The organism is Vibrio sp. CAU 1672 (genome assembly GCF_029223195.1).
Classification (GTDB): domain Bacteria; phylum Pseudomonadota; class Gammaproteobacteria; order Enterobacterales; family Vibrionaceae; genus Vibrio.
The window spans coordinates 102,280-119,816 of sequence record NZ_JARHUF010000001.1; the positions used below are offsets into that span (position 1 = coordinate 102,280).

The 17,537-nt window shown below is 45.9% G+C and carries 19 protein-coding genes; 15 read left to right on the forward strand and 4 right to left on the reverse strand.

Annotated features, from left to right (window positions below):
- Positions 1 to 23: 23 nt before the first annotated feature.
- Positions 24 to 380 (reverse strand): hypothetical protein, encoded by a 357-nt coding sequence (locus P2G85_RS00435; protein ID WP_275862136.1) that lies wholly within the window; start codon positions 378 to 380, stop codon positions 24 to 26.
- 256 nt (positions 381 to 636) lie between these two features.
- Here P2G85_RS00435 and ccoN point away from each other — a divergent pair, with 256 nt between their 5' ends.
- The 11 genes from ccoN (at position 637) to ttcA (ending at position 10,704) form a co-directional block, all read left to right on the forward strand.
- Positions 637 to 2,064 (forward strand): cytochrome-c oxidase, cbb3-type subunit I, encoded by a 1,428-nt coding sequence (gene ccoN, locus P2G85_RS00440; RefSeq protein ID WP_275862137.1) that lies wholly within the window; start codon positions 637 to 639, stop codon positions 2,062 to 2,064.
- A gap of 12 nt (positions 2,065 to 2,076) precedes the next feature.
- The gene (ccoO, locus tag P2G85_RS00445; protein WP_275862138.1) at positions 2,077 to 2,697 is read left to right on the forward strand and encodes a cytochrome-c oxidase, cbb3-type subunit II; all 621 of its coding nucleotides are present in this window, start codon (positions 2,077 to 2,079) and stop codon (positions 2,695 to 2,697) included.
- Positions 2,698 to 2,706: 9 nt separating this feature from the next.
- On the forward strand, positions 2,707 to 2,880 hold the full coding sequence (locus P2G85_RS00450; protein WP_275862139.1) for a CcoQ/FixQ family Cbb3-type cytochrome c oxidase assembly chaperone: 174 nt from the start codon (positions 2,707 to 2,709) through the stop codon (positions 2,878 to 2,880).
- Positions 2,880 to 3,854 (forward strand): cytochrome-c oxidase, cbb3-type subunit III, encoded by a 975-nt coding sequence (gene ccoP / locus P2G85_RS00455; RefSeq protein WP_275862140.1) that lies wholly within the window; start codon positions 2,880 to 2,882, stop codon positions 3,852 to 3,854. The genes P2G85_RS00450 and ccoP overlap by 1 nt, the downstream gene beginning before the upstream one ends.
- A gap of 87 nt (positions 3,855 to 3,941) precedes the next feature.
- Positions 3,942 to 4,418, forward strand: a complete 477-nt coding sequence (locus tag P2G85_RS00460; RefSeq protein ID WP_275862141.1) for a FixH family protein — start codon at positions 3,942 to 3,944, stop codon at positions 4,416 to 4,418.
- A gap of 4 nt (positions 4,419 to 4,422) precedes the next feature.
- Entirely contained in the window at positions 4,423 to 6,792 is a 2,370-nt protein-coding gene (locus tag P2G85_RS00465; protein ID WP_275862142.1) for a heavy metal translocating P-type ATPase metal-binding domain-containing protein, read from the forward strand.
- Between the two features lie 11 nt (positions 6,793 to 6,803).
- Positions 6,804 to 6,968, forward strand: coding sequence for a cbb3-type cytochrome oxidase assembly protein CcoS (gene ccoS / locus P2G85_RS00470; protein ID WP_275862143.1), 165 nt, complete (start codon positions 6,804 to 6,806; stop codon positions 6,966 to 6,968).
- Between the two features lie 11 nt (positions 6,969 to 6,979).
- Positions 6,980 to 7,657, forward strand: coding sequence for a sulfite exporter TauE/SafE family protein (locus P2G85_RS00475; protein ID WP_275862144.1), 678 nt, complete (start codon positions 6,980 to 6,982; stop codon positions 7,655 to 7,657).
- A 90-nt stretch (positions 7,658 to 7,747) separates the two neighbouring features.
- Complete coding sequence (locus P2G85_RS00480; protein WP_275862145.1) at positions 7,748 to 8,494, forward strand: FNR family transcription factor; 747 nt, start codon at positions 7,748 to 7,750, stop codon at positions 8,492 to 8,494.
- Positions 8,495 to 8,671: 177 nt separating this feature from the next.
- The gene (uspE, locus tag P2G85_RS00485; protein ID WP_275862146.1) at positions 8,672 to 9,619 is read left to right on the forward strand and encodes a universal stress protein UspE; all 948 of its coding nucleotides are present in this window, start codon (positions 8,672 to 8,674) and stop codon (positions 9,617 to 9,619) included.
- 152 nt (positions 9,620 to 9,771) lie between these two features.
- On the forward strand, positions 9,772 to 10,704 hold the full coding sequence (gene ttcA, locus P2G85_RS00490) for a tRNA 2-thiocytidine(32) synthetase TtcA (protein ID WP_275862147.1): 933 nt from the start codon (positions 9,772 to 9,774) through the stop codon (positions 10,702 to 10,704).
- Between the two features lie 60 nt (positions 10,705 to 10,764).
- Here ttcA and P2G85_RS00495 read toward each other — a convergent pair whose 3' ends face one another.
- From P2G85_RS00495 to P2G85_RS00505, 3 genes are read right to left on the reverse strand one after another with little or no spacing between them, the layout of a single operon-like run.
- Positions 10,765 to 11,424, reverse strand: a complete 660-nt coding sequence (locus tag P2G85_RS00495; RefSeq protein WP_275862148.1) for a DUF2987 domain-containing protein — start codon at positions 11,422 to 11,424, stop codon at positions 10,765 to 10,767.
- Between the two features lie 8 nt (positions 11,425 to 11,432).
- Positions 11,433 to 12,269, reverse strand: coding sequence for a glucosaminidase domain-containing protein (locus tag P2G85_RS00500; protein ID WP_275862149.1), 837 nt, complete (start codon positions 12,267 to 12,269; stop codon positions 11,433 to 11,435).
- Positions 12,262 to 13,059, reverse strand: a complete 798-nt coding sequence (locus P2G85_RS00505) for a hypothetical protein (RefSeq protein ID WP_275862150.1) — start codon at positions 13,057 to 13,059, stop codon at positions 12,262 to 12,264. Before P2G85_RS00505 ends, P2G85_RS00500 begins: the two co-directional genes overlap by 8 nt.
- Before the next feature lie 420 nt (positions 13,060 to 13,479).
- On the opposite strand from P2G85_RS00505, the gene potA reads away from it, so the two are divergent.
- The 4 genes from potA (at position 13,480) to P2G85_RS00525 (ending at position 17,504) form a co-directional block, all read left to right on the forward strand.
- Positions 13,480 to 14,571, forward strand: a complete 1,092-nt coding sequence (gene potA, locus P2G85_RS00510) for a spermidine/putrescine ABC transporter ATP-binding protein PotA (RefSeq protein WP_275862486.1) — start codon at positions 13,480 to 13,482, stop codon at positions 14,569 to 14,571.
- On the forward strand, positions 14,552 to 15,412 hold the full coding sequence (gene potB, locus P2G85_RS00515) for a spermidine/putrescine ABC transporter permease PotB (RefSeq protein ID WP_275862151.1): 861 nt from the start codon (positions 14,552 to 14,554) through the stop codon (positions 15,410 to 15,412). The genes potA and potB overlap by 20 nt, the downstream gene beginning before the upstream one ends.
- A complete protein-coding gene (potC, locus tag P2G85_RS00520; RefSeq protein WP_275862152.1) occupies positions 15,412 to 16,182 on the forward strand; it encodes a spermidine/putrescine ABC transporter permease PotC in 771 nt (256 codons plus the stop codon). Before potB ends, potC begins: the two co-directional genes overlap by 1 nt.
- A 284-nt stretch (positions 16,183 to 16,466) precedes the next feature.
- Positions 16,467 to 17,504 carry an extracellular solute-binding protein gene (locus P2G85_RS00525; RefSeq protein WP_275862153.1) on the forward strand — a complete coding sequence of 346 codons (1,038 nt, stop codon included), beginning with the start codon at positions 16,467 to 16,469 and terminating at the stop codon, positions 17,502 to 17,504.
- Positions 17,505 to 17,537: the final 33 nt, after the last annotated feature.

Sequence of the window (17,537 nt, forward strand, 5' to 3'; positions counted from 1 at the left end):
GATAACCTCGGCTCAGATCTAATTTATAGTTTTACGTCAACTATTTGCCCATCTAAACGCAACTGAACCACTCTATCTTCAGGAATGATTATGGTACGTAAATTTCCATCATTATTCGATAAGCTTTGGAGGGCTCCCGCTTGATTTGGATCAATTTTCAATCTGCTATTTTCGGCGCTTTGAATTGATATTTCCCCCCTATTCTGTTTTATCGTGATTTTCTCTCCCCCAATTGTTACATCGCATCGAATTTTTTGTGAACAGTCAACGGTCCGCGTACTTTGGTGACTAAGGCTACGCCACATAAATGCTGTGACTAACAGACTGAGCATGATTAAGATTTGTGCAAGCCGCCCCTTTGTTAACTTTTGTGCTGGCATATTTCCAAATATCCTTGTTACAAAGTTCAAACTTTTTGAATAAAAAATGATTTCCTGAGCACTGGTAAGGTTATCACCCTGTCATTGATTTGTTAATTCAAGTATAGTGTCACGGTGAAAATGCCACTTTTCATTAAAGTCAGCAACAGAAATAAAGTGATGATTACACTTGTATTCTGGCGTTTACTTGGGTGGCATTACGACGCAAGTCGTGTTGGAAGTAAAGTGTAGTTAATTAGAAATTGGAAGCATGCAAATGAGCCAAGTAAAGCAGCTTGAACAAAACTACAACTATACAGTCGTTCGCCAATTTACCCTTGTGACCATTTTATGGGGCATAGTTGGTATGGCTGTTGGTGTTTTGATTGCCGCTCAGTTAGTTTGGCCACAGCTAAACTTTGATACGCCGTGGTTGACGTACAGTCGTTTACGTCCATTGCATACTAATGCGGTAATTTTCGCGTTTGGTACCAGTGCTCTGTTCGCAACATCTTATTATGTTGTTCAGCGTACCTGTCAAACACGTCTTTTTGGTGGCCCACTCGTTGCCTTCACCTTCTGGGGTTGGCAAGCAATTATCCTAGCCGCAGCAATCACTCTTCCTCTGGGGTTAACCTCAGGTAAAGAGTATGCTGAACTAGAATGGCCTATTGATATCGCAATTGCGGTTGTATGGGTATCTTACGCCGTCGTGTTCTTCGGAACACTGATAAAGCGTAATACCTCACATATCTATGTGGCTAACTGGTTTTTCGGTGCCTTTATTATCACGGTAGCAGTACTTCACATTGTAAACAGTATGGCTATTCCTGTTTCTATGGGTAAATCCTACTCGATTTACTCCGGAGCAGTGGATGCTATGGTCCAATGGTGGTATGGACACAATGCGGTAGGTTTCCTGCTGACGGCTGGTTTCCTTGGTATGATGTACTACTTCGTCCCTAAGCAAGCTGAACGCCCTGTTTATTCTTACCGTCTATCTATCGTTCACTTCTGGGCACTGGTTTCTCTGTACATTTGGGCTGGCCCTCACCACCTTCATTACACAGCACTGCCTGACTGGACTCAGTCTCTGGGTATGGTGATGTCTTTGGTTCTATTCGCGCCTTCTTGGGGTGGTATGATCAACGGTATCATGACGCTGTCTGGCGCGTGGCATAAGCTTCGCTACGATCCTATCCTACGTTTCCTAATCGTATCCCTGTCATTCTACGGTATGTCGACCTTTGAAGGTCCGATGATGTCGATTAAGACCGTGAACGCCCTGTCTCACTACACAGACTGGACGGTTGGCCATGTTCACTCTGGAGCTCTGGGTTGGGTTGCGATGGTATCGATCGGCTCGGTGTATCACCTTGTCCCTCGCCTGTTCGGTCAAGAGCGTATGTACTCGGTTAGCCTGATCAACGTGCACTTCTGGTTAGCAACGATTGGTACGGTTCTTTACATCGTCGCAATGTGGATTTCAGGTGTTATGCAAGGCCTGATGTGGCGTGCTGTTAACTCTGACGGTACGTTAACATACAGCTTTGTAGAGTCGGTTGAAGCGTCTTATCCGTTCTATTTTGTACGTTTCTTAGGTGGTTTCATCTTCCTGTTTGGTATGTTCCTGATGGCATACAACACGTACAAAACCGTGACCGCACCAAAGCAGAGCCTGAAAGCGGCTCCACAACCGGCATAAGGAGATTGAAGAATGAGTAATAATTCTAATAATCGCCACGAAATCATTGAACGTAATGTCGGTTTGCTGGCTATTTTTATCGTGTTTGCCATCAGTTGGGGTGCCCTTGTAGAAATCACCCCGTTGATTTTCCAGAAGCAGACGACTGAGCCCGTAGAAAATCTGCGAGCCTATACGCCATTAGAAATGGAAGGTCGTGACATATACATCCGCGAAGGTTGTAACGTTTGCCACAGCCAGATGATCCGTCCTTTCCGTTCAGAGACAGAGCGCTACGGGCACTATTCGGTTGCCGGCGAAAGTGTGTGGGAACACCCATTCCTTTGGGGTTCCAAACGTACTGGTCCGGATTTAGCGCGTGTTGGCGGTCGTTACTCTGATGAATGGCACCGTGTTCACCTGATCAACCCTCGTGAACTGGTACCTGAATCAAACATGCCGGGCTTCCCTTGGCTGGAGGAAAACGTACTGGATGGCAAACTGACTCAGAAGAAGTTGGAAGTGTTCCGCAACCAGTTCGGTGTTCCATATACAGAAGAACAAATCGCGAACGCGGCTAAAGAAGTCGAAGGTAAAACAGAGATGGACGCTATCATCGCTTACCTTCAGTCTCTTGGTCATGCAATGAAGTAAGGGGGTTACATGGATTTCGGTACAATTCATAGCATTTATACCGTTGTACTCTTCGCCAGCTTTATCGGTATCGTCTGGTGGGCGTTTAGCAAGAAACGCAAAGCGCGTTTTGAGCAAGATGCTTACTTGGTGTTCGGTGACGAAGAGCAAACGCCCTCAAATAACCAAGGAGTGAAGAAGTAATGACTACATTCTGGAGTCTCTGGATTATCGTGATTACTGTCGGTACGTTGGTAGGCTGTGCCATTCTCCTGGCCTGGTGCGCTAAAGATAAAATGGGCGTCGAGGACGGAGAAGACATGGGCCACGAGTACGATGGTATTCGCGAGCTAAATAACCCACTACCTAAGTGGTGGACCTACCTGTTCGTGAGCACTTTTGTGTTCGCTGCCATCTATCTGGCTCTTTTCCCTGGTTTAGGTAACTTTAAAGGTGTCCTGAACTGGACGAGTTCAGATCAAACGGTTCGTACATTGCAAGAGTCAAAAGATGCGGTTGCACGTGCGCAAGAAAATAAACAACTGAACCAATATGCAAAAGAACTTGATGATGCGGATGCCTACTTTGGCGAAGCATTTCGCAAGCTGGCGCATAATGATAACGGTCTGCGCCCTCTTCCAGAAATTGCGCAAGATCCTGAAGCCATTAAGGTTGGTCAGCGTTTGTTCTTGCAGAACTGTTCACAGTGCCACGGTTCTGATGCGCGCGGTCTGAAAGGTTTTCCTAACCTTACTGACAACGCATGGTTATACGGTGGTGAACCAACAGCCATCGTAACGACCATCATGCAAGGCCGCATTGGCCAGATGCCATCATGGAAGGATGCACTTGGGGAGCAAGGCGTACAAGAAGTTGTGAGTTACACACTAAGCCTGTCAGGCCGTAAAGTGAATGCACGGGAAGCAGAAGCGGGTAAAGCGCGCTTTGTGGTATGTGCAGCATGTCACGGTACAGATGGTAAAGGTAACCCAGCTGTTGGTGCACCTGATCTAACAGACCAGATTTGGCTGTTCGGTGACTCACGTGCCGATGTTACAGAAACGGTTATGAACGGCCGCTCTGGTGTAATGCCTGCCTGGAAAGATATTCTGGGTGAAGACAAAGTTCAACTTGTCGCGGCATACGTCTGGAGTTTGAGCAATACCGACAATAAGTAACATTCCAATAACAGCCCCTTTCTAAGGGGCTGTCTTTCCTTTAAATTTAAAGCCTTACATTTTCATTTAGCTGTTGAGAACTTTTTTATGGTAAAGCCTTGGTATAAACAATTCTGGCCGTGGTTCCTGATCATTTTACCGCTTACGGTTGTGGTGTGGACGGTTATCACTGTAGTCATTTTTTCTAACAACTCAGTGTCTCTCGTAGCTGAGGATTACTATAAAAAAGGCAAAGGCATCAACGTTGATATTTCAAAGATGAATGTTGCCAGGGATCTGAAACTAAACGCTTCAATCTCATCAGATGAACGCACCATCATCATTACGTTCGATAAAGGTAACCTGCCACACTATCCTGCACTGAGCGCCACATTTACCCATCGGACATTACCAGATCGTGATTTCAATCAACTACTTACCTCTGATGTGAAGGGGCATTACCGCTTGGTAGCCGATGAGTCCATTCAGGGGCCTTGGTTTGTTGAGTTGCAGCCACACGACCAACAATGGATGATTCAGGGTCGGGTCGAATTTCCGACTACCGCCACAACATTGATGAAGTAACGCTATGTGTAAATCCTGTTATCACTGCGGTGAAGATGTACCAGCCAACACGGATTTCAAAGTCGACATTCTGGGTGCATCCCGGGAGATGTGTTGTCCAGGCTGTCAGACCGTCGCCCAGACCATCGTAGACAGCGGCTTGGTATCATACTATCAATATCGTACTGCGCCTGCGGAAAAAGCCGACTTAGTACCGGAACAACTGCAAGCACTGGTTCACTATGACAATGAAGATGTCCAGTCAGAGTTCGTTCGTAATCAAGATAATATTGCAGAGGTAACGCTTTCATTAGACGGCGTTTCCTGTGCTGCATGTGCCTGGTTGATCGAAAAACAACTCACTAGTTGTCAGGGACTGGTGTCGATTCGGGTCAATACTACTACCAATCGTGCTCTTCTCGCCTGGGACAAGACTCAAGCTCGTTTGAGTGAATTATTGTCCGTCATCCATCAGCTTGGCTACAAAGCTGCGCCATTTGAAGCGGATAAACAGGAAGCAATTTATCACCGCATAATGAAGCAATACCTATATCGGTTAGGTATTGCCGGACTGGCAACGATGCAAGTGATGATGCTGGCGGTAGCGCTGTATTTGGAAGTCTTCGGTGACTTAGAGCCTGAGTTCAAAAACTATTTTCGTTGGGTAAGCCTGATTTTTGCCACTCCGGTTTTACTCTACTCAGCACTGCCGTTTTATCTGAACGCTTGGCGTAGCATCAGGGGGCGAACCCTTGGCATGGATGTGCCTGTTTCCATCGCACTTATTTTTGCCTATGTGGCCAGTCTCGTCGCGACCGTAACCGAGCAGGGAGAAGTGTTCTTTGAGTCGATCTCAATGTTCACGTTTTTCTTGTTAGTTGGTCGGTTTCTCGAGATGCGTGCCAGACGCAAAGCCGCCGCCGCCAGTGGTAACCTGCTGAAATTGATTCCCGCAATGGCAACGACTCTCGATGGCGAGCAAGTCCCGGTAAAAACATTAAAGATCGGAGATCAAATCCGCGTCTTACCCGGAGAACATATTCCTGCAGATGGCCACGTGTTATCTGGTCGAATTCACATAGATGAATCCATGCTCACCGGTGAGTCAGTACACGTGGTTAAGAAAGCCGGAGATATGGTATATGCAGGCACGCTCAATGGCGACGAGTCATTTGAGTTAGAAGTGACTAACTCAAAAGCCGATTCAATGATCTCAAACATTGTACGTCTGCAAGATGAAGCCCAGCATTCTAAACCCAAAATAGCTGAAATCGCGGATGTGGTTGCGCGCTATTTCGTTGGTGCGATCCTGTTGATCTCTGCCAGCACCTGGCTTTACTGGCACCAAGCCAAGCCGGATGATGCATTTTGGATTATGCTCTCGGTTTTGGTTGCTACCTGTCCATGTGCCCTTTCACTGGCGACTCCCACCGCGCTGACTTGTGCCACTTCTCGCATGGGTAATTTTGGTATTCTGCTACGTAAAGGCCATGTGTTTGAGACCTTATGTAAGATCAATCATCTTGTCGTAGACAAGACCGGTACCTTAACTAAGGGCGATATCGAAATCAGCCAAACCCAAACATTTGCTCAACTGACAGAAAAACAGAGCCTGGCTATTGCCGCGGCACTAGAAGCGCATGCCAACCACCCTATCGCACGTGCATTCTCCGATTACCAAGCCGATGACTATCAAGTCTCTGAGGTGATGAATACCATTGGGGCAGGTATTTCCGGGAAGTGGAACAACCAGCAGGTTAAAATCGGCAGTGCCTCATTTGTATTAGGATCCGGCCAGATTCACCAGGAAAGCCACGCGGTCTATTTGTCGTTGGATGAACAGCATGTTGCAACGTTCTTCTATCACGACCCAATACGACAGGAGAGCCAGTCATTTATTCAACGTTTCGCACAGGCAGGTATTAAGACCACGTTACTAACCGGAGACTCTTTCGCCAACGCTAAGCCTGTTGCTGAGCAAGTCGGTATCGACGACATCGTTGCTTCGGCAAGACCGGAAGATAAACTGGCCTACCTTAAGGGCTTAGAAAACGGCGACATTGTCATGATGGTCGGTGACGGCATTAATGACGCCCCAACGTTGGCAGGAGCGCACCTGTCGGTAGCGATGGGCGGAGGTACCGACGTGGCGAAAGCATCGGCGGACATGACTCTGCTCGGTGATAACCTTGAGAAACTGCTCGAAGCTCGATTACTCGCGCTAAAAACCAGAAGGATCATCCGGGAAAACTTGGCTTGGTCTTTGGGTTACAACCTGTTAATTTTGCCTCTTGCAATCGCAGGTTTAGTTGCCCCCTATATCGCGGTAGTCGGCATGTCGGCAAGTTCAATCATTGTCGTTTCAAATTCACTGCGCCTGCTGAAAGAAAAGTAGAGAGAGCGTGTATGGAAAGTCTATATATTCTGATCCCAATCGCCATTGTGCTGGTATGTATTGCCGTTGCCATCTTTTTGTGGGCAGTAAAAAGCGAGCAATTTGAAGATTTAGAACGCCAAGGTCACAACATTCTCTTTGATGAAGATGAAAAATCAGACCAAAACAAAAGGTAGATCGTAGCAGTATGAGCCCAGATTTTTTAGGTGCTTTTATGATTGGCCTGGTCGGCTCCGGGCACTGCATGGGCATGTGTGGTGGGATCGCCTCGTTACTTTCTCTAAGCAATAATACATCAAAGCCATCGGCCTTGGTTCCGCTTTACTATAACAGCGGGCGACTGCTGAGTTATGTGGTGTTTGGCGCGCTTGTCGGGGCCACCATTTCCGGGTTGTCACAACTCAGTGGTTTAACCCAGTCATTAGCGTGGCTACGTTTTGTTGCGGCCATCTTCATGATTTTAGTTGCGCTCTATATTGCGAAATGGTGGCACGGTTTGCTGGCTATTGAAAAGGCAGGTCAGGTCATCTGGCGCTATATATCTCCAGCGGGAAAACGCCTTCTCCCCCTTTCCCGCCCTTCACACGCATTGCCGTTTGGTTTTATTTGGGGCTGGCTACCGTGTGGATTGGTTTATTCTGCTTTAACCTGGTCAGCGGTTTCCGGAAATGCGGTCAATGGCGGACTGATAATGTTCGCATTCGGCCTTGGAACTTTACCTTCCATGCTTGCTATTGGCTACAGTGCGAACTTCTACAAGAAACTTCAAAACTCGTTAATAATTCGATACATTTCTGCACTAATTCTGATTGGTTATGGATTATATACCGCGCTGGGTGCATTGCAGCTACTCAATTTCATATAGTATTGAGTCATACAGATGTAATTTTTTTGCTACCCTTTAGGATTAAGCAGTGATAAAATATTGATGTATATCAAATAGTGAAAGGTTGTTATGATTTCTGAAAAACCTGCAACAAAGCGTATCCAATCAGGTGGTTGCGCGATTCATTGCCAAGATTGTAGCATTAGTCAGCTGTGTATTCCGTTCACTTTGAACGAATCTGAACTTGACCAGCTTGACCAAATCATTGAGCGTAAAAAGCCGATCCAAAAGGGTCAGGAGCTATTTAAAGCCGGTGATGAGCTAAAATCTCTGTATGCTATTCGTTCCGGTACGATCAAGAGCTACACCATTACAGAACAAGGTGATGAACAGATCACAGCTTTCCACTTAGCCGGAGATTTGGTTGGCTTTGACGCCATTACTGGTGACAGCCACCCAAGTTTTGCTCAAGCTCTAGAAACATCTATGGTTTGTGAAATTCCTTACGAGATTCTTGATGACCTGTCGGGCAAGATGCCTAAACTTCGTCAGCAAATCATGCGTTTAATGAGTAATGAAATCAAAGGTGACCAGGAGATGATTCTCCTACTGTCTAAGAAAAACGCAGAAGAACGTTTAGCCGCATTTCTATACAACCTTTCGACTCGTTTTTCACAGCGTGGTTTTAGTCCACGTGAGTTCCGTTTGACCATGACACGTGGTGATATCGGCAATTATCTGGGGCTGACGGTTGAAACCATCAGCCGCCTACTGGGCCGTTTCCAAAAATCAGATATCCTCAGTGTAAAAGGCAAGTATATTACCATTCTTGATCACGATGCGCTTATGGAACTTGCCGGGGTAAGCAAAGCGTAACCTTACGCTCTTACATGATGTAGCTCAGAGATGAGCTACATCATATTTCTCCAATAATCCGCTAACAATTCCTAATATTCTTCTTCAATCTAAGCTACATTAAAAGTGTACCAACACTCCAAGGTACTGATTTATCTTATATTCAGTATTTGGTTCTACAAAAAAGTGGGCTTAGTTATGAGTATATACAGTAAGATCCTCGTCGTTGCAGACATCAATAGTGATGAGCAGCCCGCACTGGCAAGAGCGGTGCAGTTAGCTCAAAAGAGTGTATCCCGAAGCCAAATTACTTTCTTTTTGTCAATCTACGACTTTTCGTACGATATGACCTCGATGCTATCGGTAGATGAACGAGATGCGATGCGTCGGGGCGTAATCCACCAACGTGAACAGTGGATGCGTAAAATTGCCCAGCCTTATATCGACAACAGCTTCGACTTTAACGTTTGTGTTGTCTGGCATAATCGCCCCTATGAAGCGATCATCGCTGAAGTTTTCTCTGGTGAGCATGATATTTTAATCAAAGGTACCCGTAAGCACGATGTGCTGGAGTCGGTAATATTTACGCCTACCGACTGGCATCTGCTCCGCAAGTGCCCTATCCCGGTACTGCTGATTAAAAATGCGAACTGGCCAGCTGAGGCCAACATCCTTGCTTCCGTTCATGTCGGGTCTGAAAATCCAACTCACCTCGATTTAAATGACTGCATGGTGGAACGGCTGAAAGAAATCTGTCAGCGCGTCGACGGGAATCCATACTTGGTTAACGCTTATCCTGTCACACCGGCAAATATTACCATCGAACTACCTGAGTTCGATCCTGTAACTTACACCGACGCAGTACGTGGCCACCACCTGACATCAATGAAAGCCTTGCGCCACAAACATGGCTTAAGTGAAGAACAGACTATTGTCGAACAGGGGTTGCCGGAAGACGTGATCCCGGCAGCAGCAGAGCAACTAAATGCGGCAATGGTGATTCTTGGTACAACCGGACGAACCGGCCTATCCGCCGTATTCATCGGCAACACGGCTGAGCATGTTATCGACAAAATCAATTGTGATGTCCTGGCATTAAAACCAAGAGGCTACATCAGCCCTCTTGATCCAAACACCGCAACATAATCTATTAACGACTCTCCCGCCCGTGTGTCCATCCCCCGAGCCATTCGGGGGATTTTTCTTTTAATAAACATGAAAGCGCTAGCATCTTAGTAATTAATCCGTATCATACGCAGTTCATTTTGTTTTGACGTAATTTGAAAGAACCACTCCGGATGACAGAGCAGACTCAAGAGCTTACTAAAGCGCAGCAATACAACTTCAATAAGTTACAAAAGCGTATTCGTCGTAATACAGGTCAAGCGATTGCAGACTTCAACATGATTGAAGATGGCGACCGCATCATGGTTTGTTTATCTGGCGGTAAAGACAGCTTTACCATGCTAGATATTCTGATGAGCTTGCAAAAAAGCGCACCGGTTTCTTTCTCGTTGGTAGCGGTTAACCTGGATCAAAAACAACCGGGTTTCCCTGGGCATATTCTGCCAGAGTATCTGGAAAGCCTGGGGGTAGAGTATAAGATCGTAGAGGAAGACACCTACTCTATCGTGCAAGACAAGATCCCTGAAGGAAAAACGACTTGTTCACTGTGCTCTCGTTTACGTCGTGGCATCCTATACCGCACTGCCAAAGAGCTAGGCGCAACCAAAATTGCACTCGGCCATCACCGCGACGACATTCTTGAAACCCTGTTTCTCAACATGTTCCACGGCGGAAAAATGAAAGGCATGCCACCAAAACTGGTGTCTGATAATGGTGAACACGTCGTTATTCGTCCGCTGGCTTACTGCCGAGAGAAAGACATCATTAAGTATGCAGATCTGCGTGGTTACCCAATTATCCCTTGTAACCTGTGTGGTTCACAGCCAAACTTACAGCGCCAGAACATTAAGCAGATGCTTAACGAATGGGACAAGCGTTTCCCTGGCCGAATTGAAACTATGTTCCGGGCGATGCAGAACGTTGTACCTAGCCATCTGGCTGACTTTGATCTGTTTGACTTTAAGTCAATTAACAAAGATTCAGGCGTCATTGATGGCGGGGATATTGGTTTCGATAAACAAACAATCCCAGCAGAAACGCTTGTTGATGAAGATGCTGTGCAAGAATTTGATCCGAGCCTACAGCTGGATGTGACCAATATTTAGTGTTTCAGACACGTGTAAAAAGAGCTGCCAACTGGCAGCTCTTTTTATATCTTATTCTTACTAATCCGCGGTAGGCAAATAAGGTAAAACTCGCACGGTTTTCTCCGGCAGAGTCATATACCCTTTGGGGTCGATTTCACTCAAAGCCACCTGAACTTTTCCATCGATAATCGGTTTACGTTTACCATCAGAGAAAACAATCTCACTTTGGAGTTGGTTGCTGAACTCTAACGTTACTCCCTGCACTTCCGGCGTAAACCAACTGGCAAACATGCCCCCTAAATCCTCCAGCATAGATTGCATCTGCGGCATCAGCGCAGCAACTTGTGCGTGAGAGACGTTACCTTGTAACGATTCTTTGGTCATCACCACCAAAGAGTAATCACAGCGCTGCTCTTCTGGGGTTTGAACAAACACAAGCGGGTTGGCTGAACGAAGATTATTGTCTACAGGAAGTGGTAACTCTTTGGAGCTTGGGATCACAAACTCTTCGTAGTGCTCCTCTTTTTCCATCCAGGCTTTCTCAATCTCACACAACTGTTTCGTTTGCGCATTAACAAAGAAAACGCCGACTTTTACATCGTCGTGGCCTTGTTTATAGTTGTTCTTTAACTGGGTATACAGTTTGGAATAGGTAAACATGTATTCCTGGGCAAGTGCGGCAGGTGACGTCAATAACATCGCTGCACCACATAGTAGGCTGAGGCTTAACTTTTTCATGGGTATTATTATTGTGTCCAAAAGGCATTATTGTGTCGAATCATAGCTTGCAGATCATTTACATAGGCCATACCGCGTTCAGAGTATGACTGCAAACCATACGTCAGTTCAGCAGCGCTGGCCGCAGACAGTAAATCGTCACCCTGCTGTTCTAGCTGCGCACGAATACCACGAAGTTGCTCATAAGCACGATTTCGGTTTACATTCATAAAGTATCGATGAACCGATTCCTGCACAGAAGAGAACTTCCTGACCTCATGCGCTTTACCTTCACTACGTTGCAAGGGCACGATTCCGCAGCCTTTTTTATAACACCATTGACCAAATAAGTTATTTGCCTGAATTGCAAAACGAGAGGTACCCCACGCAGATTCATTGGCGGCCTGTGTCAGGACAAGCGCTTCCGGCAACACGTTAACGCGCTTGAGCATTTCACTCCGCCACACTTCCGTCACTTCACGGTTTGGTAACGGATAGCCATACATCTTGGCCAGACGACTCGCATATTGATGTTGTTCGTTATCCATATCATCCGTTTGCATTGCGAGTAAAAAAGCACGCTCCTTTTGGATACGGCGATTTTCCAGCGCCACTTTGGGCCGTAGAAAATCAAAAAAAGCTTCTTTCTTAGTAAATGTATCAGCGATTGCATTGAAGTCCGGGATGTCACCTAGCCAGGGCAGATGGGACAAATCCACATGTTTACTATGTTCAGCTGCAATCTCACCCATTGCCAGGTTTTCGCTCTGGCGTTGATAATGGAGGTAAGGACCTATACAAGAAAAAGCGACGGCAGATAAAATCGCCGTCGCTCGTAAAGTCATAATTTTTAAACTACTACGCATCAAATACCTGTGTGTTACCATCTTGATCGTTGTCATTAGTATTGGTGGTGACAATCTTGAGCTTGACCCCAAACATCTCGCGATAAAGCACCCCTTTTAAATGGAAAAAGAAAGGTAGCACAAAAATCAAACCAATACCGTAGAACATAGCTGCAACTATAAACATCAGCATGACTGATAAATAAAGGCCGGCAATGACAAAGATTTTTTTATTGATAGCGCGCAAAGATAACAGCAGCGATTGCAGCGGGGGAACGCGTTTCTCACAGATCAACAAGATAGAATGGCTAAATGCCAGCGATAAATAAAGCGACAACAGCGGGAAAATCATCCCCACGAGTCCTTGTAACACCAAGCTGAATAATGTCGCAATGATCACTGGTACTGTAAATTGTAAGCCTTTCCCTACATGACGTAATTTTGTACTCAGCCCCACAACATGGCTCATCGCCATCAGGCTGATCCCCGCATAAATCGGCGCACTAATCACCTCATAACTGAAGTTTGCCACATAAATCGAAGAGACAATACTTTGATCAAACGCTTCTGGGTTTGATAACGCATCAACCAGGACACTCACATCTCCAAGTTGAAGCTGCAATGCAATATAAAAAATCCCTAACTGGACGAAAAGCAACACAATAATAGCAGGAGAAAAGGACAAAAAATGCTGTATTGTAGATTTCCAGGCTTCTCTGAACACAGTGCCAGCCTTTAACTCATACTGTCCCGACAGAGCACGCTCTATACTCCCACCAAGAATAATATCTCTTTCAAAATCGTTGTTCATATGTTGTCCAGGGCTAACTTGTAAAAACTTAACTAGCAGGCCAGTTAATTAATGTGGTGGTTATTATAAAGAAAAGTCACCGCTTCTAAAATCATACTCGGGGTAATTCACTTGCATTATTTCCCTTTTGGTCGATAATTGACCACTTGCAAATCTATGAAATTGATAACATTTACCGCCCGTTCCTGTATGTGGCGTCTCAGACATAATGCGTGAGTATTGCTATAAACACAGTATGGTAAGGAATGGACACTTTTTCCTGCAAAACTTTTTCTGTTTCAAGATAAGAAAGTGCTTTGAATTCACAGTTTTGGTGATTATGATGCGCGCCTCAAAAATGAATGGTTAAAGTCACTTCAGTTGATTCCCCAATATGAACGTGGAGAAATACAAACGTTGAACGCACAACAACAAGCGGGAATGCCAGTAATTCGCTTAACTGGTATCAGTAAAAGCTTCGATGACAAGCAAATCATTAGTCATTTCAACCTGGATGTGAACCATGGCGAGTTTCTGACGATTCTTGGCCCTTCAGGGTGTGGTAAAACGACGGTGTTGCGCATGATCGCTGGTTTCGAATCAGTCGACAGTGGCGAAGTTATTTTGGATGGCCAGAACGTTACTCAACTTCCTGCTGAACAACGGCATGTAAATACCGTTTTTCAAAGTTATGCGCTTTTCCCACATATGACCGTGTTCGATAACGTGGCATTTGGTCTGCGTATGCAGAAGACACCAGCCAGCGAGATTGAACCTCGGGTCATGGACGCGCTGCGAATGGTGCGCTTAGAAAGCATGGCTCAGCGTAAACCGCACCAGCTATCTGGTGGCCAGCAGCAACGCATTGCGATTGCGCGTGCAGTGGTCAACAAGCCAAAAGTCCTGCTTCTCGACGAATCTTTATCCGCGCTCGATTATAAGTTGCGTAAGCAAATGCAAATTGAGCTTAAGCAATTGCAGCGTCAACTCGGGATTACATTTATCTTCGTTACTCACGATCAGGAAGAAGCCTTGTCGATGTCTGACCGCATCATCGTTATGCGTGATGGTGTTATAGAGCAAGATGGTTCTCCGAGAGAAATTTACGAAGAGCCCAAAAACCTATTTGTGGCGCGCTTTATCGGCGAGATCAATGTATTTAATGCCACCATGCTGGAACGGATTGACGACAAGCGTGTACGCGCCGAAATCGAAGGTGTTGAATCCATTATCTATTACGATCAAGCAGCGAGTACCAATGACAAGCTGCAAGTTTTGCTGCGCCCCGAAGATTTACGTATCGAAGAGATCACCGAGGCCGAAGAAAAAGGCATCGTAGGCCATGTTACTGAACGAACCTACAAAGGCATGACGCTCGATTCCGTGATTGAACTCGACTCTGGCATGCGTGTAATGGTCAGCGAGTTCTTCAATGAAGATGACCCTGATGTTGATCATTCGCTGGGGCAAAAAGTCGCGATCACTTGGGTAGAAAGCTGGGAGGTGGTGCTCAATGATCAGCAAGAAGTTTAATCTTCAAAGCGCTATTATTACCCTGATCGTCGGCTGGCTGACATTATTTGTGCTAGTGCCGAATCTGATGATTATTGGTACCAGTTTTCTTACCCGTGATGAAGCCAACCTGATTGAGCTTACATTTACTCTTGATAATTATGTGCGCCTGTTTGATCCCTTGTATGCCAAAGTGTTGATGCACTCTTTCTACATGGCGATCATTGCAACACTGTTGTGTTTGGTGATTGGCTATCCATTCGCGTATATCGTGGCCCAAATGCCCCCTCACTGGCGCCCTTTCATGCTGTTTTTGGTGATTGTACCGTTTTGGACCAACTCTTTGATACGGACCTATGGTTTGAAAATTGTGTTGGGTACGCAGGGGGTGTTAAACAAATCATTGCTCGCGCTTGAGATTATCGACAAACCTATCCGGCTCATGTACAGCGAGACAGCCGTGATGATCGGTTTGGTATATATACTGCTGCCTTTTATGATTTTGCCGCTCTACTCAGCGATTGAAAAGCTCGACCGTACCTACATTGAAGCAGCCAAAGATTTAGGTGCCAATAAGGTCCAGACACTCACCAAGGTGGTTTTGCCTTTGACCATGCCAGGCATCATTGGTGGCTGCCTGCTGGTACTGTTACCTGCTCTCGGGATGTTCTATATCTCCGACTTGTTGGGCGGTGCGAAAAACCTGTTGATTGGTAATGTGATTAAAAGCCAGGTACTCAATGCCAGAGACTGGCCGTTTGGCGCTGCAACGAGCATCGCGTTGACCATTGCCATGGCAGTTATGCTTTACGCTTATTACCGGGCCGGTAAACTCTTGAACAAGAAAGTGGAGCTGGACTGATGGGACGTACAATTAGATTTAGCTTTATGACGCTGGTATACGCATTTTTGTATTTACCGATCATCGTATTAATTGTTAACTCATTCAATGCCAACAAGTTTGGGATGAAATGGGGAGGATTTACCTTTAAATGGTACCAATCCCTGGTGAATAACGACAGCCTGATGCAGGCCGCATGGCATTCACTCAACGTGGCGGTGTTTTCCGCCACCGTTGCTACCATCATCGGTAGTTTGACTGCGGTTGCCCTGTTCCGTTACTCATTCAAAGGCAAAGGAGCGGTCAACGGCATGCTGTTTGTCGTCATGATGTCGCCGGACATTGTGATGGCTATCTCACTGCTGGCCCTGTTCTTGGTATTAGGTGCTCAGCTGGGCTTTTTTACCCTGCTGATTGCTCACATCACCTTCTGCTTACCTTTTGTGGTAGTAACCGTGTACAGCCGCCTTAACGGCTTTGATGTAAAAATGCTCGAAGCAGCGAAAGATCTCGGGGCAAGCGAGTGGGTAATTTTAAAACAGATCATTTTACCACTGGCAAAACCCGCCGTTGCCGCTGGTTGGTTGCTGAGTTTTACCCTATCACTCGACGACGTCATCATCAGTTCGTTTGTCACCGGGCCAACCTATGAAATTTTGCCGTTGAAAATCTACTCGATGGTCAAGGTGGGTATCTCACCAGAAGTGAATGCTTTGGCAACGGTCATGTTGATTGTTTCTTTAACTCTTGTGGTCATGTCTCAGTTAATTGCAAGAGAGAAGGTCAAGTAACCACCACCACTGTTATGGGGGAGAAAGGCTGGTCATTAACCAGGTTTCTGGCCGCTATCATTGGTTCGTTTTAAATAGGCAGCTATCGCTGCCTATTTTTGTAATTGACTGATATAATTGTCTTCGCAAAGTTTACATGACGTAGGTTCCAAAGTTTAACCTTCTGCGTTCTCTGAGGGACTGACGTCAAATGTGAACAGAATTGATGCTTATCGCAATTGGACTCAGCTTAATGCGACTAACCCGTATTGAGTGCTCCAAAAGCCGAACAAAACGGAAGAACAATGAAAAGTAAATTCTACGTAAGCGCACTGTGTGCAGCGACACTTATCGCTACCCCTGCAATCGCCGCTGATCAAGAGCTGTATTTCTACAACTGGTCGGAATACATCCCTAGTCAAGTTCTTGAAGACTTTACAAAAGAAACCGGGATCAAAGTTATCTATTCTACTTATGAGTCAAATGAAAGCATGTACGCAAAATTGAAGACTCAGGGTACCGGTTACGATCTGGTAGTACCGTCTACCTACTTCGTATCAAAAATGCGTAAAGAAGAAATGCTGCAGCCAATTGACAAGAGCAAGCTTTCTCACTTTGCTGACCTAGATACTAACTTCCTGAATAAGTCATTTGACCCAAGCAACAACTACTCTATCCCATACATCTGGGGAGCAACGGGTATCGGTATCAACAGCGACATGCTGGACAACTCGTCAGTCAGCTCATGGGATGATCTGTGGGACAGTAAATGGGAAGGCCAGCTCATGCTGATGGATGACTCACGTGAAGTTTTTCACATCGCGTTATCAAAACTGGGTTACTCGCCTAACACCACCAACCCGGATGAAATTAAAGCAGCATATGAAGAGCTGAAAAAGTTGATGCCAAACGTACTGGTATTCAATTCTGATTTCCCGGCTAACCCATACCTGGCAGGTGAAGTATCCCTTGGTATGCTTTGGAACGGCTCGGCATACATGGCTCGCCTGGAAGGCGCGAATATTGATATTGTTTGGCCAGAGAAAGGCACCATTTTCTGGATGGATAGCTTAGCCATTCCTGCTGGCGCTAAAAATATTGACGCGGCACACAAGATGATTGACTTTCTGCTGCGTCCTGAGAATGCGGCCAAAATCGCTTTAGAAATCGGCTACCCTACACCGGTTAAGTCAGCTTACAAACTTCTGCCGGAAGAGTTCGCTAATGACCCGAGCATTTTCCCGCCTCAGGAAGTCATGGATAGCGGAGCCTGGCAAGATGAAGTCGGTGAAGCCAGTGTGTTGTACGATGAGTACTTCCAAAAACTCAAAGTAAACAACTGATACACAAAAAAAATAAAGCGGCTTTTAGCCGCT